This is a genomic window from Streptomyces hoynatensis (genome assembly GCF_003626535.1).
Classification (GTDB): Bacteria; Actinomycetota; Actinomycetes; order Streptomycetales; family Streptomycetaceae; genus Streptomyces; species Streptomyces hoynatensis.
The window spans coordinates 455302-477302 of record NZ_RBAL01000002.1 but is presented as its reverse complement, the minus strand read 5'-3'; the positions used below and the strand labels follow the sequence as shown (position 1 = coordinate 477302).

The 22001-nt window shown below is 77.4% G+C and carries 22 protein-coding genes and 1 pseudogene; 7 read left to right on the top strand and 16 right to left on the bottom strand.

Annotation, left to right across the window (positions count from 1 at the left end; genetic code table 11):
• Window positions 1–22 precede the first annotated feature (22 nt).
• Window positions 23–496 carry an FAD synthase family protein gene (locus D7294_RS05575; RefSeq protein WP_120676071.1) on the top strand — a complete coding sequence of 158 codons (474 nt, stop codon included), beginning with the start codon at window positions 23–25 and terminating at the stop codon, window positions 494–496.
• On the opposite strand, the gene D7294_RS05570 is transcribed toward D7294_RS05575, so the two are convergent.
• The gene (locus tag D7294_RS05570) at window positions 421–1200 is read right to left on the bottom strand and encodes a CDP-alcohol phosphatidyltransferase family protein (protein WP_120676069.1); all 780 of its coding nucleotides are present in this window, start codon (window positions 1198–1200) and stop codon (window positions 421–423) included. The two genes, D7294_RS05575 and D7294_RS05570, sit on opposite strands and share 76 nt — an antisense overlap.
• A 144-nt stretch (window positions 1201–1344) precedes the next feature.
• On the opposite strand from D7294_RS05570, the gene D7294_RS05565 reads away from it, so the two are divergent.
• Window positions 1345–2322 carry an SCO2278 family lipoprotein gene (locus D7294_RS05565; protein WP_120676067.1) on the top strand — a complete coding sequence of 326 codons (978 nt, stop codon included), beginning with the start codon at window positions 1345–1347 and terminating at the stop codon, window positions 2320–2322.
• 79 nt (window positions 2323–2401) lie between these two features.
• On the opposite strand, the gene D7294_RS05560 is transcribed toward D7294_RS05565, so the two are convergent.
• The 4 genes from D7294_RS05560 to D7294_RS05545 all read right to left on the bottom strand — a co-directional run bounded on the left by D7294_RS05560 (window position 2402) and on the right by D7294_RS05545 (window position 6441).
• Entirely contained in the window at window positions 2402–3112 is a 711-nt protein-coding gene (locus tag D7294_RS05560) for a bifunctional DNA primase/polymerase (protein ID WP_120676065.1), read from the bottom strand.
• 336 nt (window positions 3113–3448) lie between these two features.
• Window positions 3449–4447 carry a small ribosomal subunit Rsm22 family protein gene (locus D7294_RS05555; RefSeq protein ID WP_120676270.1) on the bottom strand — a complete coding sequence of 333 codons (999 nt, stop codon included), beginning with the start codon at window positions 4445–4447 and terminating at the stop codon, window positions 3449–3451.
• Window positions 4444–5958: a multidrug effflux MFS transporter gene (locus tag D7294_RS05550; RefSeq protein ID WP_120676063.1), complete on the bottom strand. Its 1515-nt coding sequence runs from the start codon at window positions 5956–5958 to the stop codon at window positions 4444–4446. Before D7294_RS05550 ends, D7294_RS05555 begins: the two co-directional genes overlap by 4 nt.
• A gap of 201 nt (window positions 5959–6159) precedes the next feature.
• Window positions 6160–6441 carry a DUF1876 domain-containing protein gene (locus D7294_RS05545; protein ID WP_277751067.1) on the bottom strand — a complete coding sequence of 94 codons (282 nt, stop codon included), beginning with the start codon at window positions 6439–6441 and terminating at the stop codon, window positions 6160–6162.
• A gap of 315 nt (window positions 6442–6756) precedes the next feature.
• Between D7294_RS05545 and D7294_RS05540 the strand changes: the two genes are divergently transcribed.
• Window positions 6757–7683, top strand: coding sequence for a YihY/virulence factor BrkB family protein (locus D7294_RS05540; RefSeq protein WP_120676061.1), 927 nt, complete (start codon window positions 6757–6759; stop codon window positions 7681–7683).
• Between the two features lie 22 nt (window positions 7684–7705).
• Here the strand turns inward: D7294_RS05540 and D7294_RS05535 are convergent, their stop codons facing one another.
• The 5 genes from D7294_RS05535 to D7294_RS05520 form a co-directional block, all read right to left on the bottom strand.
• Window positions 7706–8494 carry an SAM-dependent methyltransferase gene (locus D7294_RS05535; protein WP_120676059.1) on the bottom strand — a complete coding sequence of 263 codons (789 nt, stop codon included), beginning with the start codon at window positions 8492–8494 and terminating at the stop codon, window positions 7706–7708.
• Between the two features lie 60 nt (window positions 8495–8554).
• Entirely contained in the window at window positions 8555–9367 is an 813-nt protein-coding gene (locus tag D7294_RS05530) for a DUF2637 domain-containing protein (protein WP_120676057.1), read from the bottom strand.
• A complete protein-coding gene (locus D7294_RS31815) occupies window positions 9364–9531 on the bottom strand; it encodes a hypothetical protein (protein ID WP_158674570.1) in 168 nt (55 codons plus the stop codon). Before D7294_RS31815 ends, D7294_RS05530 begins: the two co-directional genes overlap by 4 nt.
• A gap of 159 nt (window positions 9532–9690) precedes the next feature.
• On the bottom strand, window positions 9691–10224 hold the full coding sequence (locus D7294_RS05525) for a hypothetical protein (RefSeq protein ID WP_120676055.1): 534 nt from the start codon (window positions 10222–10224) through the stop codon (window positions 9691–9693).
• Between the two features lie 143 nt (window positions 10225–10367).
• A complete protein-coding gene (locus D7294_RS05520) occupies window positions 10368–11156 on the bottom strand; it encodes an MBL fold metallo-hydrolase (protein ID WP_120676053.1) in 789 nt (262 codons plus the stop codon).
• A gap of 84 nt (window positions 11157–11240) precedes the next feature.
• On the opposite strand from D7294_RS05520, the gene D7294_RS05515 reads away from it, so the two are divergent.
• A complete protein-coding gene (locus D7294_RS05515; RefSeq protein ID WP_120676051.1) occupies window positions 11241–11849 on the top strand; it encodes a CGNR zinc finger domain-containing protein in 609 nt (202 codons plus the stop codon).
• Window positions 11850–11906: 57 nt separating this feature from the next.
• Here the strand turns inward: D7294_RS05515 and D7294_RS05510 are convergent, their stop codons facing one another.
• Window positions 11907–12503, bottom strand: coding sequence for a TetR/AcrR family transcriptional regulator (locus D7294_RS05510; RefSeq protein WP_120676049.1), 597 nt, complete (start codon window positions 12501–12503; stop codon window positions 11907–11909).
• A 108-nt stretch (window positions 12504–12611) separates the two neighbouring features.
• On the opposite strand from D7294_RS05510, the pseudogene D7294_RS32895 reads away from it, so the two are divergent.
• Both D7294_RS32895 and D7294_RS05505 read left to right on the top strand, forming a co-directional pair.
• A pseudogene (locus tag D7294_RS32895) lies at window positions 12612–12770 on the top strand (Gfo/Idh/MocA family protein); the annotation flags it as partial.
• Window positions 12771–12801: 31 nt separating this feature from the next.
• The gene (locus tag D7294_RS05505) at window positions 12802–13704 is read left to right on the top strand and encodes a Gfo/Idh/MocA family protein (protein ID WP_241562115.1); all 903 of its coding nucleotides are present in this window, start codon (window positions 12802–12804) and stop codon (window positions 13702–13704) included.
• 111 nt (window positions 13705–13815) lie between these two features.
• Here D7294_RS05505 and D7294_RS05500 read toward each other — a convergent pair whose 3' ends face one another.
• From D7294_RS05500 to D7294_RS05480, 5 genes are all read right to left on the bottom strand, one after another.
• Window positions 13816–14205 carry a hypothetical protein gene (locus tag D7294_RS05500; RefSeq protein ID WP_120676047.1) on the bottom strand — a complete coding sequence of 130 codons (390 nt, stop codon included), beginning with the start codon at window positions 14203–14205 and terminating at the stop codon, window positions 13816–13818.
• A 320-nt stretch (window positions 14206–14525) separates the two neighbouring features.
• Complete coding sequence (locus D7294_RS05495) at window positions 14526–15902, bottom strand: CHAT domain-containing protein (RefSeq protein ID WP_120676044.1); 1377 nt, start codon at window positions 15900–15902, stop codon at window positions 14526–14528.
• A gap of 192 nt (window positions 15903–16094) precedes the next feature.
• The gene (locus D7294_RS33630; RefSeq protein WP_120676042.1) at window positions 16095–18065 is read right to left on the bottom strand and encodes a tetratricopeptide repeat protein; all 1971 of its coding nucleotides are present in this window, start codon (window positions 18063–18065) and stop codon (window positions 16095–16097) included.
• Window positions 18062–19459: a hypothetical protein gene (locus D7294_RS05485; protein ID WP_120676040.1), complete on the bottom strand. Its 1398-nt coding sequence runs from the start codon at window positions 19457–19459 to the stop codon at window positions 18062–18064. The genes D7294_RS33630 and D7294_RS05485 overlap by 4 nt, the downstream gene beginning before the upstream one ends.
• On the bottom strand, window positions 19456–20946 hold the full coding sequence (locus tag D7294_RS05480) for a hypothetical protein (protein ID WP_120676038.1): 1491 nt from the start codon (window positions 20944–20946) through the stop codon (window positions 19456–19458). The genes D7294_RS05485 and D7294_RS05480 overlap by 4 nt, the downstream gene beginning before the upstream one ends.
• A 219-nt stretch (window positions 20947–21165) precedes the next feature.
• Between D7294_RS05480 and D7294_RS31525 the strand changes: the two genes are divergently transcribed.
• Window positions 21166–21993, top strand: coding sequence for a hypothetical protein (locus D7294_RS31525; protein WP_147450777.1), 828 nt, complete (start codon window positions 21166–21168; stop codon window positions 21991–21993).
• Window positions 21994–22001: the final 8 nt, after the last annotated feature.

Sequence of the window (22001 nt, the reverse complement as noted above, 5' to 3'; positions counted from 1 at the left end):
GCCGGCCTGGGGGGTGCGGAGTATGCCGCCGAGCGCGCGCTACCGAGTGGGCTATGCACCGGGGGTCTACGACCTCTTCCACGTGGGGCACCTGAACATTCTGCGGCACGCGCGAAGCCACTGCGACTACCTGGTCGCGGGCGTCGTCTCGGACGAGATGGCGCTGCTGGCCAAGGGCAGGCCGCCGGTGATCCCGCTGGTGGAGCGCCTGGAGATCGTGCGCAGCATCAGGTACGTGGACGCCGCCTTCGTGGAGACGGTGCCCGACAAGCTGGAGACCTGGCAACAGGTGCGGTTCGACGTGCTGTTCAAGGGCGACGACTGGCGCGGCACCCCCAAGGGCGAGAAGCTCGAACGCGACTTCGCCACGGTGGGCGTACACCTCGTCTACTTCCCCTACACGGTCCACACCTCCAGCACTCAGCTGCGGGAGGCGCTGGCGGTGCTGAGCGCGGACAGCTCGCGGAACCACCGCACGGAGAACGCGGCGCAGTAGAGCACGTAGGCCGCGCACAGCGCCGCATAGCCGAACCGGAAGGCCCGCTCGCTGCCGAGCAGCAGGAAGACGCCGCACAGCACGCCGTAGTCCACCGGCAGCAGGGCCACCGCCCGGAGGGTGGAGGGCCGGGCGGCGCCCGCGCCTGGCGCCGGCTTCGGCCGCAGCTTGTCGGTGAGCAGCCCGCCGAAGAACAGCAGCACCGCCGCCGGCTGGAAGACCAGCGGCACCAGCAGCCAGCCCTCGCCCGGCAGCGCGAAGTGCCGGTGGAAGGTGACCAGCACGGCCGCGTGCATGGCGACGATCTTGAGGCAGTCCACCACGTGGTCCAGCCACTCCCCCGCCGGGTTCGCCACCCCGTACAGCCTGGCCAGCTGCCCGTCCGCCGAATCGAGGGCGAAGCCGAGGACGAGCGCGGCGTACACGCCCACGGCCAGCGGCCAGGAGGGCGCGGCGAGGGCGAGGGCCGCCAGGCCGCCGAAGCTGCAGGCCGCGCTGAGCAGGGTCACCTGGTTCGGCGTCAGCCCGGCCACGCCGGCGGCGGCGGCGAGGCGCCGGCCGAGCGGCCGGTTCACCAGGCGCGAGTACAGGGAGACGCCCTTGGCGGTCTTCTGCGCGGCGGCGAGCCGGTCGCGCGCGGCCCGGTAGGTCCACCGCTCCGGCCGTTCTCCCGCCCCGTTCGCCCTCCCCCGCGTGGCCGTCATCGCCCGCCCCCTCGCCCGCACGCACTCCGCCGGGGCCCCCGCCCCCGCCCCGCCTACGATGGCTGGCATCATCCCATGCAACACGGCGCCGGAAGCACGGATACGATGCGTGAGCCGAAGCGAGAACGACGGGGAGGGCCCACGATGCGGCTGCGAGGACGGCTGGCGACGACCACGGCGGGGCTGGTCGTGTCCCTGGCGATGGCTGCGGGTCTCTCCGGCTGCATGACGGTGCACGGCGAGGAGGCCGTGGTGCCCGCCGCCACGCAGGACGAGGCGGAGGCGGCCCTGGAGCACTACGTCGACGTCAACAACGAGGCCAAGCGGGACTACGACGCCGAGCAGAACGACGAGATCGAGGCCGGTCCGCTGGGCGCCATCGACGAGGCAGGGCTGACCGCCAGGGCCGCAGAACAGCCCAACGGCGACCCGGACTTCGAGCCGCTTGAGCTCACCGACACCCAGTTCCACATCCCGCAGCAGGCGGGCTGGCCGAAGTTCTTCGTCGCCGACACCAAGCCGAGGGGCTACCAGAACCGCTGGCTGATGGTCTTCACCAGGAACAGCATCGACGAGGACTGGCGGGTGTCCTACCTGGCCACGCTCCCGGCCGAGCGGGTCCCGGAGTTCGCGCAGGACGACGACGGCTACCTGGAGGACATACCGCTGGGCGGCCGCGCGGGCTCCGACCTGGCCGTCGCGCCCGACGAGGTGGGCGCCGCCTACGCGGACTACCTGCAGGGCGGCGAAGGCCGGTTCAGCGAGGGGCGGTTCACCACCGAGGTGCTCGACGAGCGCGAGGAGGCCAACAGCAGCCCGGCCTACCAGGTCCAGTTCCAGGACGCCCCCGCCGAGGAGGAGGACTACGCGCCGGTGGCGATGCGCACCGGGGACGGCGGGGCGCTGGTGTTCTTCACCATGCACCACGACGAGCGGCAGACGCTGGCGCCCGGCCAGCACTTCAATCTCAACGCGCAGGTCGAGGCGCTGCTCGAAGGCACGCCCACGCAGTCGCTGACCCTGCACCGGCTGGCGGTCGAGACGGCGACGGTGGCCGAGGGCGACGGGCCGGTCGACATCCTCAGCGAGGTGGCGGGCCTGATCACCGCGGAGGGCGAGTAGCGGCACCGCCGCGGGGCGGCGCCGCGGGCCTGCGGCGCCGCCGTGCGGGCGCCGGGGCCCCGGCCGCGCCCGGCCCGGCTCACAGCCAGGTGGCGGCGGCCTGCTCGGGCTCCTCGGCGAAGAGCGCGGCGCAGGCGTCGGTGAGGGCTTCCAGCAGGGTCAACGGCTCGGGCAGCGGGCGCTCGGGGCCGTGCAGCCAGCGCACCCCGCCGGTGGTCCCCGGGGGTACGCGCGAGGGCGGGACGAGGACGTAGCTGCCGCGGCAGTGCCAGCGCAGTCCCGGGTGCTCGTCCATGGTCTCCGGGTGGCAGTCCAGCTCGCAGGGCCACCACTCGTCCTCGTCGTCCGGGGTGCCCCGGGTGGCGGTGAAGAACAGCACGCGATCGGGGTCGGCGACCGCGACCGGGCCCACCTCGGTGCCCTCGGCGGCCAGCCGCTCCAGGGCGGCGTAGCCCGCGGTGGCCGGGACGTCGAGCACGTCGTGGGCGGCGCCCGTGGCGGTCACGAAATTGGCCTCGGGGTCGGCGCGCAGCCAGCGGAGGATCTGCTCGGGGTCGGTGGTGGCCTGGGTCTGCCAGGCCAGGGAGACCGGATGGCGCCCCGGGGTGGGACAGCCGATCCGGTCGCAGCTACAGCCGTACTCAAGCGGCCTGGCGGCGGGGGCAAGCGGGAACCCGGCCCCGGCGGCGGCGAGCAGCAGCTCCTCCCTGGCACGGGCGGCGGCGGCGCCTGCGGCGGCCCCCCTGGCGCCCCGGCGCAACCACCGCGGCCTTCTGCTCTCGCGTTCCATGGGACCCCCCACCACCCCTTCTGTTCACGTCCTCTTCGCGCTGCGGCCCGCTCGCCCGCGACCCGGCCCTTCCGGCCCCTCCGGTCCTTTTCCGGTCCCTTCCTGGCCGTCCAGGCCGCTTCCGGCTGTTGCCGCTGTGCAGCGTGCGGTACCTGCTTTTTATTCCGCTGTAACGGCACATCCTGCCCTGTGCCCCGGACGGATGGGTAATCGGGTGAGCCGGGCGGACCCGGCGGCGGCGGCCGGGCCGGGTGGTTTCGGCGTTCGGCGAAGGGGCGCCTGGGGAGGCCGGGGAGGGAGGCGGGGCAGGCGGGGCGGGGCAGGCGGGAGCGGGGGTCAGCCCCAGGTGTCGCCCCAGCCGGTGTCGCGGGCGGCGCGGTAGGGCGCGGGATCACGGCGGGTCACCGTCTCGCGGCGCAGCGTTCCCTCCGGGGTGCACAGGTCGAGCAGCACCTGTCCCTTGCGCAGCAGCGGACGCCGCAGGACGCGGGCCGCCGCCCGGCCGTCCCCCTCGCGGGCCGCGGCGGGCAGCCGGGTGGCCACGAGATAGGCGAACTTCTCGTCCTCGTAGGGCAGCACCCCGCCCTTGACCCTGCGGTGGACGGCGGAGCGGGCGACCCGGGCCGCGAAGTGGCACCAGTCGCCCTCCGCCAGGGGGCAGGCGCGCTCGTGCGGGCAGGGCGCGAGGAGGCGCAGCCCCGCGGCGAGCAGCCGGTCCCTGGCCGCGCCGATCCGCCGGTGGCCCTCGGGGCTGCCCGGCTCGACCAGCACCACGGCCCCGGCGGCGGAGGCCGCGCCGGCCACCGCCTCCACGACCGCCTGCCCGACCGCCTCCGGCAGCTCCCCGAGCAGGTAGGAGACGGTGATCAGGTCGGCCTCCGGCAGTCCCGGCCGCTCGCCGAGCCGCTCCTGGCGCCACTGCGCGGCCCGCACCGCGGGCTCGGCCGCGCGCCCGGCCAGCTCCCGGCCGAGTTCCAGGGCGGGCGCCGCCGCGTCCAGCACGAGGGTGTGCCGCTGCCCCGGCCACACCCCGGCCGCCGCCCAGGCGGCGGCGCCGGTGCCGCCGCCGAGGTCGAGGTGGCTCGCGGGGGCCCAGCCGGGCAGCGCGGCGGCCAGTTCCCGCAGCGCGGCGGCCAGCGCCTCGTGGGTGGCGGGCATCCGGTAGGCGGCGTACGCCACCGCGTCGGCCCGGTTCCGCAGCGCGGGGGCCGGGCCGCCGGCCCGGGAGCGGTACCCGGAGATCAGCCGGTCGACTGCGGCGGCGGCCTGCCGGGTGGGCAGCCCGTCGAGGAGCCCGTCCAGGGCGGCGCGCAGGTGGTCGGAGGTGCTGGTCACCGCCGCAGTGTAGGCCCGGCGGCGACCGCCTGGGCCCGCGGGCCGCGGCGGGCGGCCCGCCGCGGACGGCACAGCGTGAGGAAGCACAGGGCGGCCAGCAGCACGGAGCCCAGCTGCACCAGCGCCATCGGCACCGCGCTGTCCTCGCCCGCGATGCCGACCAGCGGGGAGGCGATCGCGCCGACGAAGAAGGCGGAGGCGCCGAGCAGCGCGGAGGCGGAGCCCGCCGCGTGCCCGGCCCGGTCCAGGCCCAGGGAGTTGGCGTTGGGCAGCACCAGGGGCATCGAGCCCATCAGCGCGAACAGGCCGGCGGCGACGGGGAAGAGCCCGGCCTTGCCGAACAGGCCGCTGGTCATCACCAGCAGCGCCAGGGCGGAGCAGGTGACCAGCGCGAGCCCCACGGCCATGACCCGCTCGCCCGCCACGCGGCCGATCAGCAGCTTCCCGTTGACCTGGCTCATGGCCACCAGGGCGATCGAGTTGGCCATGAACAGCATGCTGAACGTCTGCGGCGAGGCGCCGTAGATCTCCTGGAACACGAAGGGCGAGGCGGCCACGTAGGCGAACAGCGCGGCGAAGGTGAGGCTGCCGACCAGCAGGTGGCCGGCGAACACCCGGTCGCGGAACAGCCCGCCCATGGCGCGCAGCGCCACCGGCACGCCGCCGGTGTCCCGCTGCCCGGCCGGCAGGGTCTCGGGCAGCCAGCGGGCGACCACGAGCACCAGCGCGGCCCCGGCGACGGACAGCGTGAGGAAGATGCCGCGCCAGTCGGTGAAGCGCAGCAGCTGCCCGCCGAACACCGGCGCGAGGATGGGCGCGAGGCCGGAGACCAGCATCAGCGTCGAGAAGAAGCGGGCCATCGTGACGCCGTCGAACAGGTCGCGGACCACGGCCCGCGAGATGACGACGCCCGCCGAGCCGGCGAGTCCCTGGACGAACCGGCAGCCGGTGAGGAGTTCGATGTTGGGCGCGAAGGCGCAGGCGAGCGAGGCCGCGATGTACGCCGACATGCCGGCGATCAGCGGCCAGCGGCGGCCGAGTTGGTCGCTCATCGGGCCGATGACCAGCTGGCCGAGGCCGAGTCCGAGCAGGCAGGCGGTCAAAGAGAGCTGGGCGGTGGAGGCCCCGGTGCCCAGTGCGTCGCCCACGTCGGGCAGCGCCGGGAGGTACATGTCCATCGACAGGGCCGGCAGCGCGGAGAGGCTGCCGAGAATGAGGGTGAACACGAGTGTGGCCCTCGCCCTGCCGGTGAGCTGCGCCGCTCGTGAGGTTCCGGAGGACGCGGGCCGAAGGCGGCGCTGCGTCGGGGACGCCTGGGGCGTCGGGGAGGGCTTTCTCCAGCGCGTTCGCCCGGGTTCGCCGGGCCGTGCCTGCTGGGGCCTGGTGGCGGCGGGGCTGCCGCCGGGGGGTGCGGTCGGGGAGGCTGCCGGCCGGTGGGCCGGGCTCGGGGTGGAACGGGGCGTCGGGGTGGGACTGGGTACGGCCGTCTGGGGTTGGCCGGGCTGGTTCATGCACCTCTCCGGTGACTCGTCACGATCGACTCAATCATCCCACGATCACACCGGCGTTCTCGCGCGGATTTACTCCGCCCGGGCGGCCTCCCGCCGCCGCCCGCACCGCGCTCCGCGGGCCGGTGCGGCGGCCCTGCCAGCCGGTTCGCGCCCGCGGTCGCCGGCCCGGCCGGGACCGGCCGCGCCGGCTGGTGGGCAAGCTCACACGTCGCGCAGCCGCGTGACGCGCTGGTGGGTGTGGCCCTCGATGTCCTGAATGGTGACGTGCAGCAGTTGGTGGGAGAGCTCCGACAGGGCGCGGGCGACGGCCAGTTCGCGGCCGATGGCGGGGACGTTCTCGTCCTCGGGATTGGCGCGCGCCGTGCCCTCGCTCACCAGCACGGTGTCCGGCTTGCCCTCCAGGCGCGCCTCCGCCCGGGTCATCCTCCCGTCGCCGCCGATCGCGATGTGCACGTTCCAGACCTCCTCGTGCGCCTTCGCCACGGCGCGCCTCCCTTCTCGCGGCCACTCACGTCAACGCCACGGCGACTCGCGGCCACTCGCGTCAACGTCACGGACTCGCGGCCACTCGCGGCCACTCACGTCGCGTTCACGGCGGCTCGCCCCGCACCGCGCCCGGCGTTCTGCGGCCGGGCGCGCGTTCCGCCCCTCCATCGTGACCCGCGCCGGCGCGCGCCGCACACCGGGCGGGAACGTTCCCGGGGGCCGCCGCCGGAGGCGGGCCGTGGCGAGCGGGCGGGCGGCGGGATGGCATCGTGTTCCCTGCCGAACGGGGGGCCAGGACCGACCAGGTGAGCGATGCCAGAAGAGTTGCCGACCGAGCCCGGGGTGCCCACCGCGCGCTCCGTCCCCGCGCAGTGGACGGTGGCGCTGCGCCGCACCCCCGTGTCGATGTGGCGCGACGACATCGACCACTGGTCGGCGGCCCTCACCTACTACTCGGTCCTCGCGGTCTTCCCCACGCTGTTCGTGGCGCTCTCGGTGGTGGGGCTCGCCGACCCGGGCGCGGGCCAGGAGCTGATCGGCCAGGTGAGCGCGCTGCTTCCGGCGGAGTCCAGGGGCGAGGTGACCACGACGCTGCACGACCTGGCCCAGGAGCGTTCCTCCGCCTGGTTGGTGACGGTGGTCGGCGGGCTCAGCGCCCTGGTCTCCGCCTACAACTACCTCAGCGTCTTCCGGCGCGTGCAGCACGCGATGCACGGGCTGGTCGACCGCAGGCCCCCGTGGCGGGCCATCCCCCGCACGCTCCTGTGGGCGCTCGGCCTGCTGGCCCTGCTGGTGGGCAGCGCGACGGTGCTGGTGCTGACCAGCGGCGCGGCGCGCACGATAGGGCGGCTGCTCGGCTTCGGCGAGGCGGGGACCACCGCGTGGAACCTGCTGAAGTGGCCGCTGCTCGTGGTGCTGGTGACCGGCCTGGTGCTCGTCCTGTTCCGCACCGGACCGGCCGACGGGGGCGTCCCGGCGCGCGGCGTGCCCGGCGGCGCGCTCGCCGTCCTGCTGTGGCTGGTGGCCTCCGCGGCCTTCGCCCTCTACGCCTCGGGCGTGGGCACCTACAACCGGCTCTACGGCTCGCTGGCCGGCATCATCGTCTTCCTGGTGTGGCTGTGGGTGTCGAACCTCAGCCTGCTGACCGGCGCCCAGTTCAACGCCGAACTCGCCCTGCTGGCACGGGAGGAGAGGGCCCCGGCCGCCGGGCCGGAGGAGGGCGCGGAGGCCGTCGGCTGAGCCGCGGCGGCCCCTGGGGCGGTCAGGGCTTGCGGCCCACGGCGCCGAGCAGGGCGACCTCGGGCCGCGGCCAGGGCGCCGGGTCGGGCCGCCACTGGGGGCAGGGCACCACGCCCGGCTCGACGAGTTCGAGCCCGTCGAGGTATCCGGCCAGCTGTTCCGGGGTGCGCAGGTGGTAGGGGGTGGCCGCCACGGCGTTGTGGTGGTGCATCGCCCGCACGTAGCCGGGGTGGGTGTCCACGCCGTCCCTGAGCGCCAGGTAGCTGCCCTGCGGCAGGCCGTCGAGCAGCGTCTTGACCAGGGACCTGGCCTCCTCGTACTCCGGCACGTACGCCAGCACGCCCATCAGCAGCAGGCCGACCGGCCGGTCGAGGTCCAGGGTGGCGGAGGCGGCGTCGAGGATCGTCTCCGGCCGGCGCAGGTCCGCGGCGACGTAGTGGGTCGCGCCCTCGCCCGGCTCGTCGAGCAGGGCCCTGGCGTGGGCGAGCACCGCGGGATCGTTGTCCGCGTAGAGCACGCGCGCCCCGGGGGTCAGGCGCTGGGCCACCAGGTGCGTGCTCCCGGCCGTGGGGAGGCCGGGGCCGATGTCGAGGAACTGCCGCACCCCGGCCTCCACGGTCAGGAAACGCACGACCCGGCCGAGGAAGTAGCGCCCGACGCGGGCGAGTTCGACGATGTCGGGAAAGGTCCGCGCGAACCGGTCCGCCGCCCTGCGGTCCACGGGGAAGTGCTCGGTGCCGCCCAGCCAGTAGGTCCAGATCCGGGCGGCGAGCGGCTCGTGTGGATCGCTGCCGGGCAGGTCATCCCTCATGCCGCGCATGCTAGTGGGGGCGCGGGCGCCGCGGAGAGGGGCAGCGGCGCGGTGAAATCCCTACATTCCCTTGGGAGTTCGGCCGAGAATCCCGCCCGGCGGCCCGGCGCCCCCCGGCCCGGTGCCGTACCCGGCTGCCCGCCTGGTGCCGTACCCGGCTGCGCCTCCGGCCGGGGTGCCGGCGGCCGCCTGCTCCCCGGGGGCCGGCCCGGGGACGCCTGCCTGCGCGCCGCCCCCCTCGCCCTCCTCCGCACCGCGGCGTGGCCTGCCGCGGCTCCTGCCCCCGCGCGGCGGATGCAGGAGGGTGGCCTGGCACACGAGTTGCTGGAAGGCGACCAGCGCGGACAGCGGCGGGAGCCCGGCCACCGCCAGGCCGAGCGGTTCCCTGGGGGCCTGGGCGACGCACAGCACGACGGCGAGGGCGGAGGACAGCAGCACGACGCACCAGGAGTGGGTGGACCCGCGCCGGTACAGGGCGGCGCGGAGCACGGACAGCGCGGCGACCAGCCAGGGCCCGTAGATCAGCAGCGGCCAGGACGCGGTCAGCGAGGGCGAGGTGCGCAGGCTGGCCGCGTGCCGCAGCGGGGCGTAGCTGAGCACGCCCGCGAGGGCGCTGAGCGCGGCGGCCAGCAGGGTGATGCAGGCGGCCAGCAGGCCGCCGGCCAGGAGCGGCCAGCGCGGCCTGCCCGCGGGGCGCCGCGGGGGCCTGGCGCGCGGCCCGCGGTGCCTGCGGGGGCGGGGGATGTGCACCGAGGAACAGGTGAAGTCCGCGACCATCGGCAGGGCCGTGGGGTCCCCCGGGAGGTCGTGCTCCGCGAGCGGTCCCTGGCGGGGCGGGGTGAAGGGCGGGAGGTACCGGGGGTCGTCGATCACCGCGGGGCGCCCCGCTCGATCGCGGCCAAACGTTCCTCCATTTCGGACCTGATCTGCTGCAGGGAGGCGAGCAACTCGTCCAGCAGGTCGTGACAGCAGTCAGGTTGGGGTTTCGGCTCGGGCTCGCGCACGGACAGGCGCCCGGCCATGTCTGGTGTGGTCACATCCCTACCAACGACCCTCTTTCGGCGGAGATGCGGCCCCTTGGAAATATGCGCGTCATTCCTGCATATCGGATAAGCCGCCGCGCCGGGCCGCCATCCGGGCCGCCGGGCGCCGCCCGGTCGCGGCGTGCGCGGCGCTTGCCGCGGCGCGCACGGCGCTCAGGCCGGGGCGAAGAGCTCCCGCGCGCGCTCGGCGCGGAGCCGATCCAGGGTCTCGCCCTGGCGCAGGGCCCTGGCGAGCAGTTCGTCGAGGAGCCGCGAGTCCAGGCGCGCGTCGGAGGCGGCCAGTTCGCGCAGCACGCTCCACGCCTCGGCCTTGCCGGTGACGCCCAGGCGCAGGGCCTCCAGTTCGACGAGGCCGGCCAGCGGCGAGCGGCGCAGCAGCCGGCCGTTCGGCTTCAGCCGCCCGGCGAGCTCGGCCGCGCCGCCCGCGTACGCCTTGTAACGCCGCACCGGCACGTCGAGGCGGCGCATGATGCCGAGCAGCGCGGCGCGGTCCTCGGCGATCTCGGCCGCGATCTCCCGCAGTTCGGGGCCGGGTTCCGCGCTCGCGCGGGGGCCGGTCATGCGGCGGGCGAGCCGCAGCCCGCCGGTGGCGCCGGCCAGGTGGTCGTTGAGGTAGACGCCGAGCAGGCCGGGGCCGTGGCCCGTGCCGCCGGTTTTCGCCTCGGCGCGTGAGCCGTGCTCTCCCATGCCCTCTCCGCCGTCCTCTCCGCTCGCGGGTCCCGTTCCCGGCCGGTTCTCGGGCGAGTCCCGCCGGGACGCGCCACGGGTGCCCGCCGCGCCGCCCGGCAAACGAGGGCCGCGCCGCCCCGCCCGGTCCCGGCGGGCCGCGGTCAGCGCGGGTCGCAGAAGTCCAGGCGGTCGAGCAGGCCGGCCGCGGTGAAGGCGGCGGCCAGGTCGTCCCGGCCCTCGGTGAAGTGCGACCACTGGTCGTAGTGGACGGGGACCACCCGGCGGGCGCCCAGGATCCTTGCGGCCTCGGCGGCCTGCGCGCTGTCCAGGACGAGCGGCGCGCCGCCGAAGCGGACCGGGATGCGGGGTGCCCCGGCGAACAGGACGGCGGTGTCCACGGGGCCGCACCGCTCGGCGATCGCCCTGACCGCGTCGAGGGAGGCGTTGTCGCCGCTGACGTAGACCGTGGGCAGGCCCTCGCCGGTCAGGACGAAGCCGACGACCTGGCCGGTGACCGGCTCGACCTCCTCCCGCCCGCCGGGCCCGTGGACGGCGGGCACGCCGGTGACGAGGACCGTGCCGCCGCCCGGGCGCTCCAGTTCGGCCTGCTCCCAGTCGGCCAGCCCCCTGGCCCCTCCGCCGAGGCGGCCGGCGCCGCCCGGCGTGGTCAGCGTCAGCGGGACGCTCGCGAGCAGGGCCCGGCCCGACGCGTCCAGGTTGTCCGGGTGCTCGTCGTGCGAGAGCAGCACCGCGTCGATCCGGCCCAGGTCCTGCGGCGCGGCGGCCGGGGGCGCCGTCTTGGTCAGCGAGCCGCCAGGCACCTCGTAGCGGCGGGGCGGGTCGAAGGTCGGATCGGTCAGGAAGCGCAGGCCGCCGTACGCGAAGAGGGCGGTCGGGCCGCCCAGGACGCGGACGGGGATCGACGGGGCGGACGTGCCGGCACCGGCCATGAAAACCTCACGGATAGAAGGCGAGTATTCCGTGAGAACGATAGAGGGGTCTCACGGATGAGCGCAACCCGTACCATGACAGTCATGTCTCAGGTCCCGACCGGCCCCTCCGCGCCGCCCCCCGCGCCGGGGGCGGGGGACTACCCGGCCCTCGACTTCGTCAACAGCGCCGTCGCGCTCCCCGGGGGGCACTTCGTGGATCTCCTGGGCACTCCGGGGGCCGCGAACCGCTGGCTCACCGCGCACGGGCTCGCGCCGGAGGACGCCGGCGTGCGGGAGGTGTGCGCGGCGCAGTTGCGCTCCCTGCGGGAGCACCTCAGGTCGCTGTTCGCCTCCCGCGTCGCGGGGCTGCCCGCGCTGCCCGCGGCGCTGTCCGCCGTCAACGACGCCCTCGGCCGGGCTCCCGCCGCCGCCCTGCTGCACTGGGACGAGGTGCGCGGCCCCTACCGCGCGGTGCGGTGCCCCACGAACGAGATCCTGGACCGGGCCCTGGCGACCCTGGCGGCCGACGCCGCCGACCTCCTCACCGGCCCCGACGCCGGCCGCCTCACCGGCTGCGGCTCCCCTCCCTGCAACCGCTACCTGCTGCGGCACGGCCGCCGGCAGTGGTGCTCGACCCGCTGCGGCGACCGGGCGCGCGCCGCCCGCGCCTACGCCAGGCGGACGCGCCCCGACCCGAAGCCGGGGGCGTGACCCGGCCGCGCGCCGGCGCCCCGGCCTGGGGGCGCGCCCGGCCGCGGCGCCTCGGGCTCAGCGCTCCGGCCGGCCGTCGCCGAGCAGCAGGCGCAGCGCGGAAGCGGCGACGCGTTCCAGTGCGGCGCGCGGCACGCCGGAGGCCGCCTGGACGGCGATGCCGTCGGTGATCGTGTGCAGCAGCCGGGCCAGCGCCGCCGGTTCGGCCCCGGCGGGCAGGTCCTCCAGCTGCGCCAGGCGTTCCCGCAGCGCGGCCGCGGCGGCCTCGCGGACGGCGGCCGCCTCACGCCGGGCGCGCCCGGCCCCCGGACCGCACGCGTGGACGCCCTTGACGGCGAGGCACCCCCGCGGGGTGCCCCCGCCCGCGGTGAGCTCGACGCTGCCCAGGATCAGGCGCTCGGCCAGTTCGCGGAACGTCGGCGCCGAAAGCGCCGCCCCGGCGAAGGCGGCCGGGCCCCGCACGTAGCGGCCGAGCACCCTGGCGAACAGCTCCTCCTTGCTGCCGAAAGCCGCGTACATGCTGGGCTTGTTGATGCCCATCGCGCCCGTGAGCCCGGTCAGCGAGGCGCCCTCGTAGCCGTGGGTCCAGAACACCTCAAGGGCGCGGTCGAGCGCCGCGTCCGGGTCGAAGGTGCGCGGCCGGCCACCGGGCATGGGCTTCTCCTCTCCAGTTCAGTACCGCTCGGTACGTTATCCCCTTGCGCCGCAGACCCGCCCACCCCTACTTTCATACCGTACGGTACATATCTCTGGGGAGCACACATGATCGGGATCGGCATCGTCGGAGGCGGCGGCTGGGCCTCGGTGGGACACCTGCCGGCGCTGGCGCACCTGCCGGAGTTCACGGTCGCGGGCGTCGCGACCACCCGCCTGGCGAGTGCCGAACGCGTGGCCGCCGAGCACGGTGTGCCGCACGCGTTCGCCGGGGCCGGGGAGCTGGCGGCGCACCCGGATGTCGACCTCGTCGTGGTATCGGTCAAGGTGCCGGGCCACGCCGGGCCACGCCGGGGCGATCCGGGCGGCCCTGGCGGCGGGCAAGCACGTCCTGTCCGAGTGGCCGCTCGGAGTGGACGCCGAGGAGGCGCGGTCGCTCGCGGCCGAGGCGCGTGCCGCCGGGGTGCGGACCGCGGTGGTGCTGCAGGGCCTGCACTCCCCGGACGTGCGCTTCGTCGCCGACCTGCTGGCGGAGGGGCGCCTCGGGCGCCTGGAGTCGGCCGTCCTGGTCGCCGACGGCGCCCCGTTCGGCGGCGGCACCATCCAGGCCGACCTGGCCTGGACGCTCGACCCCGCGGCCGGCGCCTCGATCCTCAGCATCATGGCGGGGCACTTCCTGTCCACCCTGGAGGGCGTCACCGGCCCTTTCACCTCCGTGTCCGCGCGGCTGCCCCTGGTCCACGAGCAGGTGACCGTGGCGGGCACGGGAGAGCGGCGGCGCAACGGCACGCCGGGAAACGTGCTGCTCCACGGGACGCTGGCCGGCGGGGCGACGGCGTCGGTGGCCGTCCAGGGCGGCGATCGACCGGACGGGGTCGGCTTCTTCCTCACGCTCGCCTGCGAACGGGGAACCCTGGTCGCCACCCCGCGCCGCAGGGGCATGTATCTCCACTGGACCGACTGGGACATCTCCGTCGACGGGAAGCCCCTGGCCGTGCCCGCGGCCTACCGCACCGTTCCCGCGGCGGTCCCGCCGGGGCCCGCGACCAGGATCGCGGCGCTCTACCGCGACGTCGCCCGGGCCCTGACCGAGGGCCGCCCCGCCCGCCCCGACTTCGACGCCGCCGCCCGGCAGCACCGGCTGCTCGCCGCCATCGAACAGTCCGCGGCGCACGGCTCGCGGGAGACGGCCGTCCGCTGACCGCGGCCGGGGACGGCCCCAGGCCCGGCGCGGCACGGCACGGCACGGCGTGACGACCGGGCCCCGCACGGGAAAGGCCGCCCGGGCGCGGGATCGGCTCCGTGCGGCGGATCAGTCCTTCGCGCCGCCCGCGGGCCGCGCGGGGAGCAGCAGGGCCGCCGCGGTGAGGGAGGCCCAGGCCAGGGAGACCGTGGCGGCGGCGCGGCGGTGGCGCGGGGCGGGCAGGGTGCGGCCAAGCAGCGCCGCGTCGCCCAGGTCGGCGGCCAGCCGCAGGGCCGCGGCCGTGCCCAGGGCGGGCCCCTTGGGGGCGAGGCCGAGGGCGAGCCCGCTCGCCACCTCGCGCAGGGCAAGGGGACGCAGGGAGGCGCGCGTCGCCTCGGCCGTGCGGCCCTCCTCGTCGGCCAGCCCGGAGGGCCGCGCCAGCAGCCCGGGCCACACGGCCACGCCGAGTCCGTACAGCGCCGTCCCCGCGCCCACCGCGCGCAGCAGCCCGACCCGCATCTCCCGCTCCTCCCGGCGCCCGCCTCGGGCGCGCTCGCGCTCTTCCGGTGCCCCCGGACCCCCGGCTCGCCCGGGCCCGATCCGGCCTCCCGGCTCGTCCCCGGCTCTCCCGGCTCCCCTCTGTCTTCCCCCGACTCGCCCTGCTGCTTTCCCCAGTCTTCCGGAGCCGCGGCGGAACTCCGGCGCGCCGGCGCGGGATTTCGTCATGCCCCGCCACGTTCCGCCCCCCTTTCCGCCTTTCGCCGCCTTCCAGGCGCCTTCCCACCCTCTGTGCCTCTTTCGGCACGCGGGAGCGCGGCGGCGCGGACGCGGGGGGCCGGTCAGCCGTGGGTCGTGGTGAACGCCGCCCAGAACAGGGGGGTGTGCTCGATCCGTCCGGTGGCCTCCCACAGCCGGGCCCTGCCGGCCTGCCAGGCGTTGAGGGCGGCGACCGGGTCGGCGGCCTCGTGCGCCGCGTCCACCGCGAGCACCGCCTCGGGCACCACGCTGGTCTCCGCACCCGCCGCGGGCGCGAAGTGCCGCAGGCCCGCGTCGGTGGGCAGCGTCCAGCGGGTCGCCGTCACGTACTCGGCCCCGCCGTGGACGGCCGCGGCCACCAGCCCGGTCGGCTCGGCGAACCGCAGGTCGCCGCCGCTCTCGCAGGCGATGAACGCCACCCGGTTCGGCATCCGCCAGGGGCGCGGCGCCTCGGGCCGGTGCCCGAGCACCAGGTCGGCCGCCGTCAGCGGCCGGTGCGCGCCGACCAGCGCGGCCCGGCCGGTGGTCTCCGGCCCGCACCCCAGGTGCAGCGCGGCCCCCAGGCCGTGGTCGGCCGTCGAGACGTGGCCCACGTACAGGAACCTGACCGCCTCGGCGAGCAGCGGTTCGAGCACCTCGCGGGTCACGTCGCGGCGGCGGAACGGCGCCTGGCGGGCCCCGGCGGGCAGCAGCCGCGGGCCCAGGCGTTCGGCGAGCGCCGCCAGCGGCGAGCCCGCGGCCACCGGGCCGAGCACGGAGCCGAGCGCCGAGTCGTCGGGGAAGCCGGGGACGCGCGGGTCGAGCGCCACGGCCACCGGCCCTTCCGGCCGCCACGGGGAGGGGCGGCGGGCGGGCGAGTTGCGCACGGTGGCCGGCGGCAGGAGGGCGACGTCCGCGCTCTCCACCAGGCGCTCGCCGTCGCTGCCGCGCAGCGCCTCCCAGGGCACCTGCGCCGTCGAGGGCGAGGGCTGGACGCGCAGGCGCGGCCTGATGCCGCGGCCGATCAGCGCGTCGAGCTCCTGGGCGAGCGGTCCCGGCAGCAGGCCGGTGAGCCGCATCGCGAGGGCCCGTTCCCGCACCGGGTCGGTGAACGCGCCCCCGCCGAGGGAACGCGCCAGGGCCCGTTCCACGTCCTCGCCGGGCAGCGGGCTCGGCAGCGCGGCGGCCAGCTCGGTCAGCACCCCGCGCACGGCCTCGCGCGGGAAGACGACCATGCCCGGGGTGTCCAGGGCGTGCTCCCACCGCCAGGTGACGTAGAGGGCGCCCGCGTCCGCGTACTTGAGCTGCACCACGGGACGGGCGCCAGGGCCGAGGCCGGCGTGCAGGTCGGGGGAGGCGGCCCGGCCCCGCCTGCCCGCCCGCCGGACGCGCCGGGTGGCCCCGGCGGCCTCGCTCCCGTCGCGGACCCCGCCCGCCGCGCCCTTCTCGCCCGTACCGCCCGTCGCGGCCGTCTCGTTCATCGCCCGCCACCCCCCGTTTCCGCTCGCCGGGGCGGCCGGGCGCCGGCCGGCGCCGCGCCCCCGCCCTCCGGCCCTCGCCCGTCAACGTCCGCCGTCCGCCCCGCTCTTCCGCGGCCCACGGCCCGCGCCCTCCCGGACCTCGCCCCGTTTGCCACGGCTGTCCTCGCCCCGTGCCCCTTCACCCGTGCCCCCTCACCACGTGCGGACGACCTCGCGGGAGCGGATCGGGAAGCCGTAGCGCTCCTCGCTCGCCTCGATCCACGCGTCCAGGTACGCCTCCTGCCCCGGCAGCACCTCAAGCCGCGGCGGCAGCGCGAACCGCGGGGCGGGGAAGCCCTCCGCCGCGCCCGTGCCGCCGAGCGCGGCCAGGGCGGCGAAGGGCGCGTGCGGGCCTTCGGCGCCCGGTGCCCCACCGCCCGGCTCGTCCTCCCGCCGTCCCTCGTCCTCCCGACGTCCCTCGCCGCCGCGGCCTTCTGCGCCCTCGCGTTCCCCGCCCGGCGCGGAACCTCCCGCCCCGCCCGGGGCGGCGGGCCCGCGGGCCCCGGGCGGGAAGGCGCCCGCTCCCGGGGCTTCGGGCCCGGGAGTGCCGGCCTCCCCGGGCACGGCCGTCTCGACGGGGGCCTCGCGCAGGGCCCTCCTGACCCGGTCGGCGACCTCGCGCGGCCCGCCGGAACGGCCCGGGGGCGCGGCCTGTGCCAGGGCGGCCGGGTCCAGCGCCGCCTGCTCCAGGGTGGCCGCCGCCCCGGCGCTCTCGACGAGTTCCACCGCGAGACGGGTCATGCCGAGCTTGGTGACCAGGTCGAACGCCACCTCCATCGCGGGCGCCGCCACGCCCCGCACCCAGCGCTCCCGCGCGGCGCCCGGCGCGAAGCGGTAGCGCACCGCGTCCGTGGCCAGCGCGGCGGGCAGGGCCACGTTGAGCGCCGCGGCCAGCAGCCGCCGCCGCTTCGCCGGCCGCATGGGCAGCCGCAGCGGGCCGAGCGGCGAGGCGAAGGCCATCACCGCCCGGTACACGTCCACCCGGGCCGCCTCGTGCGGCGCCCCGGCGCGCAGGCACAGCTCGCGCGCCATCAGGTAGTGCCGTTCGCTGCGCCGGGGGAACAGGGACTGGCTCCAGAAGTCCCCGACGAGCAGCAGCGCCTCGATCAGGGAGGGCACCTCCCCCGCCTCCTCGAGGACGGGGGCCGCCGCCGCCAGCAGCCGCTGCGCCCGCAGGAAGCGCCCGCGCCGCATCGCGACCCGCGCCAGCCCCAGCCGGCAGTGCGCCGCGCCGAGCGGCCTGCCCAGCCGTTCGAACTCGCCGAGGGCCGCCTGGAAGCGGCGCCCCGCCTCCTTGGCGTCGCCGCGTTCGAAGGCGAGCCTGGCCAGGCCCTCCTCGGCCGCGGCGGCGGCCGCGGCGTCGCCCGTGGCCTGGTGCAGTTCCCCGGCCAGCCGCATGTCCTCCCCGGCCGCCGCGTGGTCGCCCACGCGCTGGGCGAGCGCGGCGAGGTTGGCGTAGGCGTGCCCGGCCAGGCGCGGCTCGTGCGTCAGGGCGAGGTCGAGGGCCCGCCTGAGTTCGGCCTCCGCCTCCGGGTAGCGCTCCAGGAAGGTCAGCACGTAGCCGCGGGTGTTGTGCAGGGTGAAGGAGAGCAGCAGGCCGTTGCCCTCCTCGGCGCCGAAGCCCACCGCGGCGGCGGCCTCGCAGTCCGCGAGCGCCTCCTGGTAGCGGCCGAGCAGTTGCAGCGTCTGGGCCCGGTTGACCAGGGCGGCGGCCCGGGTGGCCGAGGTGTCGTGGCGGTCGCCCGTCAGCCGTTCCGCCTCCTCGCAGAGGGCGATCGACTCCCCGGCGAGGTCGAGGGCCCGGGTGAGGTCGCCGCGGCCCTCGGCGAGGGAGGACAGGTTGGCCAGGGCCCTGGCCCTGAGGTCGAGCCCCTCCCCGTCCACGTCGGGAACGAGCGTGGCGCGGTGGGCGCGCCTGAGCATCTCCTCGGCCCGCCGCGGCGGCTCGCCGCGGCCGAGGGCCAGGCCCGCGTCGGAGACCAGGCGGGCGGTGGCCGCCCAGCGCGGGCCGTAGGCCCGGCCGCGCACGCCCAGGGTGCCCTCGGGCGGTTCCCCCTGCGCCCCCGGCTCCTGCGCGGGGGGCTCCTCCCGGTCCTCGCCTGGACGTTCCTCGGGCTGGGTCATCGGGGCTCCCCTCCGGTGAATCCGGCGTGGTACGCGGCGCGTTCGGCGAGTGTGGCCCCGGGCGCCGTGAGCCGGTGCCCGGCGTGGCGGAGCAGGGCGGCGCGGCGGGCGGTGGCCTCCTCGCCCGGGCCGCCGGGGCGGCCGGGGGCGGCGAAGCCGGGGGCCCAGACGGTGAGGGCGCGGCGCGCCGGGGGCAGCAGCAGGACCGCCGCCCCCGGCAGTTCCGCCTCGCCGGTGAACTCGCCAGGCCGGCGCGGCGCCGGGGCCAGCGGGAACTCCACGGGCCCGAACCGCGCGGCGAGCCGCGGCGGGTGCGGCTCCCGCGGGTCGAGGGGCGAGCGGGGGGCGCGCGGCACGGTGACGGTCACCAGCAGGGCGCCCGCGCGCCGGGTGACCGACCAGGCGGCCCCGGCGGCGGCGTCCACGGCCCCCGGCGGCACCAGCGCCCAGTCGACGGGGACGCTGCCCGACAGCCCCGCCAGGCCCGGCAGCCCCGGGGTGCCGGAGGAATCCGGGGGCCCCAGGGCCCCCGAGGCGCCCGGGAACACGTGCCGGCCCGCCGGGCCGCCCGCGGCCAGGGCCAGGCGCGGGGCGGCGGGGGCCTGGCGCGGCGCGGCCGGGGCGGGCCTGCCAGGCTCGGGCCAGTCGACGCCCCACGACTCCGCCGCGGCGGCCAGCCGTTCCGCCGTCTCCCGTGCGGCCGCGCCGAGTTCGGGGTCGCCGGCCAGGGCGGCGAGGACGCCGGCGGCGGGTGCGGCACGCCGGAGCAGCCGGGCCACGGGGTCCTCGGCCGCTGCGTCGGACAGGCCCAGGGCCAGGGGGTCCCCGGCCGCGCCGTCCGGCGGCTCGTTCCCCCCGGGGTCCCCGGCCGCGCCCGGGGCGCCCGGGTCCCGGAGGCCGGCCGCGTCCTGGGGTTCGCGGCGCCGGGCGAGCGGCGGCCCGAGGGCGCCTGGGGCGTCGAGCAGGTGCTCCACCGCCGTGGCGGCGAGGGCCTGTTCCGCCGCCAGCAGGGCGGGGGCGAGCGCCGGCACCCCGGCCACCGCGGAGGCCGGCCACCAGGCCGCCGCCCAGGACAGGTGCCCCAGGCGGCGCGCGGCGTCGAGCACCCCCGACTCGGCGGGCGCGGGACCCTCGGCCGTCACCCGGGAGGTGCCCTCGCCGGCGCCGAGGATCGCGTCCGCGCCCCCGGGGCCGTAGATCTCCCAGAGCCAGTCGGCCGCGGCGTGCGGATCGTGGATCTCGGCCACGGGCAGCCCGGCCTCCTCCGCGGCGAGGACGTCCCAGGCCAGCAGGGCGCCGCGGGCCTCGACCAGGGCCGCCTGCTCGGGGTGGGGCGGGGGGCCGCCCACGCGCAACGCGCCGCCCGCCCGCGTCACCCGCAGTGCCGGGCTCACGCCGCCTCCCGTTCCAGGGCGGCCCGCAGGCGGTCGCGCTGGTCCATGATCACCGAACGCAGCACGCCGTCGAGCAGGTCCGGGACCTCCCCGGGGTCGAGCGTCTCCCTCCGCAGCTCACGGCCGTGCAGCCGGGCCCAGAGCCGCCGCAGGTACGCCTGCCTGACCGCGAGGACCTCCTCGCGCAGCGCGGCGGGCAGCCCCGGCGCGTCCGGGTGCGGCAGGCGCAACGCGCGCTGCACGTACGCCTCCCTGCGCCAGCGCGCGAGGAGCCTGGCCCGCGCGGCGTTCGGCGGCAGCTCCCGGCCGCCCCCACCGGACTCGCCGGCCCCACCGGACTCGCCCGCCCGGCCCGGCTCACCGATTTCGCCCGCCCCGTCCGGCTCGCCCGGCTCACCGGCCTCCCCAGGTTCGCCGACCGCGCCGGGCTCACCGACCGCGCCGGGCCCGCCCGCCCCGGCGGGCCGGTCCCGGCCCGAGGGGAGCCCGGCGCTGGCCTCGCGGCCGAGGGCGATGGCCACGCGGGAGTCCTCCCCGGCCAGTTGCCAGGGCGCGGCGGTGCGGCGGATCTCCTCCGCCACCAGGATCGGCAGCTCCGGCATCGCCTCGCGGTGGAAGGCGGCGGTGAAGCCCGCGAAGAGCCGCTCCAGCACGGACCTGTCGAACGGCCTCGGCAGGCTCCGCTTCGAGGCCCGCTCCCCCAGCTCGGGCGGGACCGGCCTGAGGCGCGCGGTCAGCCCCAGCTCGCGGGCGACTCCCGGGAGTTCGAGCCCGGAGGCGGCCAGGCTCCCCACCCGGTCCGCCACCAGGGCGGCGAACGGCTCCCCGGCCCGCTCCCGGCGCGCCGGGCGTGCCGCATCTGCCGCGCCGGCATCGAGGAACGCCCAAAGCCGCGCCGGAACCAGGTCCTGCGGGTCCTTCGCCTCCGCGGGCTCCCGTTCCCACGCGGCCCGCAGCCGGCCGGCGAGCACCGCGGCGCGGGCCGGTTCGGTGAGGTAGGCGCGCAGCGCGGCCACGGTCAGCCGCGCGCCGCCCGGCTGACCGTGCAGCTCGGCGAGGGCCTCGGCGGCGAGGCGCTCGGCGCGGGGTCCCGGCGGCGGCGGGCCGTGGCGGCGGGCCAGCTCGTAGCAGTGCTGGAAGTAGCGGTCCTGCGGGTTGCCCTCGGTGATGCGGGCGCGGCGCCTGGCCCGCTTCAGCAGCAGGAACCAGCCGGCCGTCGCCGCGAGTTCGGGGCCGGCCGCCAGGATCGCCCGCCGCAGGTCCCCGGCGTCCTCGCGGCGGATGGCGGCCCCGGCGAAGCGCGGGTTGAGCGCCGGCCGCAGCACCAGCGGGTCGAGCAGCAGCTTGACGGTGCGGGCCAGCGGGCGGCCCGAGGCGTTGCTCAACGGGGCGACGGAATCGCCGAGTTCGGCCCAGGCCCGGGCGAGGAGGAGGGCCCGCGGCAGCGTCGGCGCCGTCTCGCCGACGGCGGGCGTTCCCAGGCTCATTCCCGGCATCGTAACCGGCCGCGCCGCCGCCCAGGGCGGAAACGTGTGATCGGTAGCCGGTCCGCAGGGCGAGGCTGAACTCCCCGGCGGCGCACGGGATCTGCTTCCCCGGCCGCCGGGGCGCCGCCCCCGTTCCCGGCGGCGTTCGCACCCGCCCGCCCGCGGCTCCCGCCCCGGCGGGACCGGAACCCCAGCCCACCCACCACGTAAGGAGCCCTCATGCGTCTGCTCGCCTGGCTGACCGCCGCCGTGGGCGCGGTCCTCACCGTCTGCTATCTGCTGACCGGCCTGACCGGCGGCCCAGGCGACTGGGTCAACGGCTTTCTCGTCGGCCCCTGCCTGCTGCTCTTCGCCGTCCCCGATCTGCTCGTCTTCGGCAGGCTGCTCGGGACCTTCCGGGGAGTCGGGCAGCTTCCGGCGGAGTTCCGCGGCGCGCCGCTCGCCGTGGGCACCGTGCGGGCGGTGGAGCGCACCGGCCTGTCCGTCAACGACCAGCCGCAGCTCGACATCCTGCTGGACGTGGACACCGAGGAGGGCCGGTCGTTCCGCGCGGTGGCGCGCCGGGTCGTCGACCTGACGGAGCTTTCCCTGCTCACCCCGGGCACCCGGCTGCCGGTGCGCTACCTGCCGGGGGACGCCGCCGGCGGCGCCGGGGCGGCGGGAGGGGGGAAGGCCGCAGCGGGGCAGGTCGCACGCGTGGTGGTGGCCACGGACGCCGCCCCGCAGGAGGTGCAGCGGGTCACCGGCCGCGTCCAGCTCGCCAAGGGCGAGATCACCGCGCGCCAGCTGCGGATCGCCGAGGAGGGGCGCGAGGCGCACGCCGTGGTGGTCGCGATGACGCCGACCGGGGAGGTACGCGGCGAGCGGGCGGTGGTGCGCCTGACGCTTCGGGTGACCAGGCCCGACGGGACCGCGTTCGACAGCACGCAGGAGAAGAACGTGCCCGCCTCCCTCGCGCCCGGGCTGCAGCCGGGGACGGTGGTACCGGTGCGCTACCTGCCGGACGAGGAGTCCGAGGTGGTCGTGATGCTGCGCGCCACCCCGTGAGCCACCTC

Bases quoted from the DNA above. Each gene is read 5' to 3' on its own strand.
- D7294_RS05575 (WP_120676071.1), top strand. From the start codon at position 23: ATGCCGCCGAGCGCGCGCTACCGAGTGGGCTATGCACCGGGGGTCTAC.
- D7294_RS05570 (WP_120676069.1), bottom strand. From the start codon at position 1,200: ATGACGGCCACGCGGGGGAGGGCGAACGGGGCGGGAGAACGGCCGGAG.
- D7294_RS05565 (WP_120676067.1), top strand. From the start codon at position 1,345: ATGCGGCTGCGAGGACGGCTGGCGACGACCACGGCGGGGCTGGTCGTG.
- D7294_RS05560 (WP_120676065.1), bottom strand. From the start codon at position 3,112: ATGGAACGCGAGAGCAGAAGGCCGCGGTGGTTGCGCCGGGGCGCCAGG.
- D7294_RS05550 (WP_120676063.1), bottom strand. From the start codon at position 5,958: ATGAACCAGCCCGGCCAACCCCAGACGGCCGTACCCAGTCCCACCCCG.
- D7294_RS05540 (WP_120676061.1), top strand. From the start codon at position 6,757: ATGCCAGAAGAGTTGCCGACCGAGCCCGGGGTGCCCACCGCGCGCTCC.
- D7294_RS05535 (WP_120676059.1), bottom strand. From the start codon at position 8,494: ATGAGGGATGACCTGCCCGGCAGCGATCCACACGAGCCGCTCGCCGCC.
- D7294_RS05525 (WP_120676055.1), bottom strand. From the start codon at position 10,224: ATGGGAGAGCACGGCTCACGCGCCGAGGCGAAAACCGGCGGCACGGGC.
- D7294_RS05520 (WP_120676053.1), bottom strand. From the start codon at position 11,156: ATGGCCGGTGCCGGCACGTCCGCCCCGTCGATCCCCGTCCGCGTCCTG.
- D7294_RS05515 (WP_120676051.1), top strand. From the start codon at position 11,241: ATGTCTCAGGTCCCGACCGGCCCCTCCGCGCCGCCCCCCGCGCCGGGG.
- D7294_RS05510 (WP_120676049.1), bottom strand. From the start codon at position 12,503: ATGCCCGGTGGCCGGCCGCGCACCTTCGACCCGGACGCGGCGCTCGAC.
- D7294_RS05505 (WP_241562115.1), top strand. From the start codon at position 12,802: ATGTCGACCTCGTCGTGGTATCGGTCAAGGTGCCGGGCCACGCCGGGC.
- D7294_RS05500 (WP_120676047.1), bottom strand. From the start codon at position 14,205: ATGCGGGTCGGGCTGCTGCGCGCGGTGGGCGCGGGGACGGCGCTGTAC.
- D7294_RS05495 (WP_120676044.1), bottom strand. From the start codon at position 15,902: ATGAACGAGACGGCCGCGACGGGCGGTACGGGCGAGAAGGGCGCGGCG.
- D7294_RS33630 (WP_120676042.1), bottom strand. From the start codon at position 18,065: ATGACCCAGCCCGAGGAACGTCCAGGCGAGGACCGGGAGGAGCCCCCC.
- D7294_RS05480 (WP_120676038.1), bottom strand. From the start codon at position 20,946: ATGAGCCTGGGAACGCCCGCCGTCGGCGAGACGGCGCCGACGCTGCCG.
- D7294_RS31525 (WP_147450777.1), top strand. From the start codon at position 21,166: ATGCGTCTGCTCGCCTGGCTGACCGCCGCCGTGGGCGCGGTCCTCACC.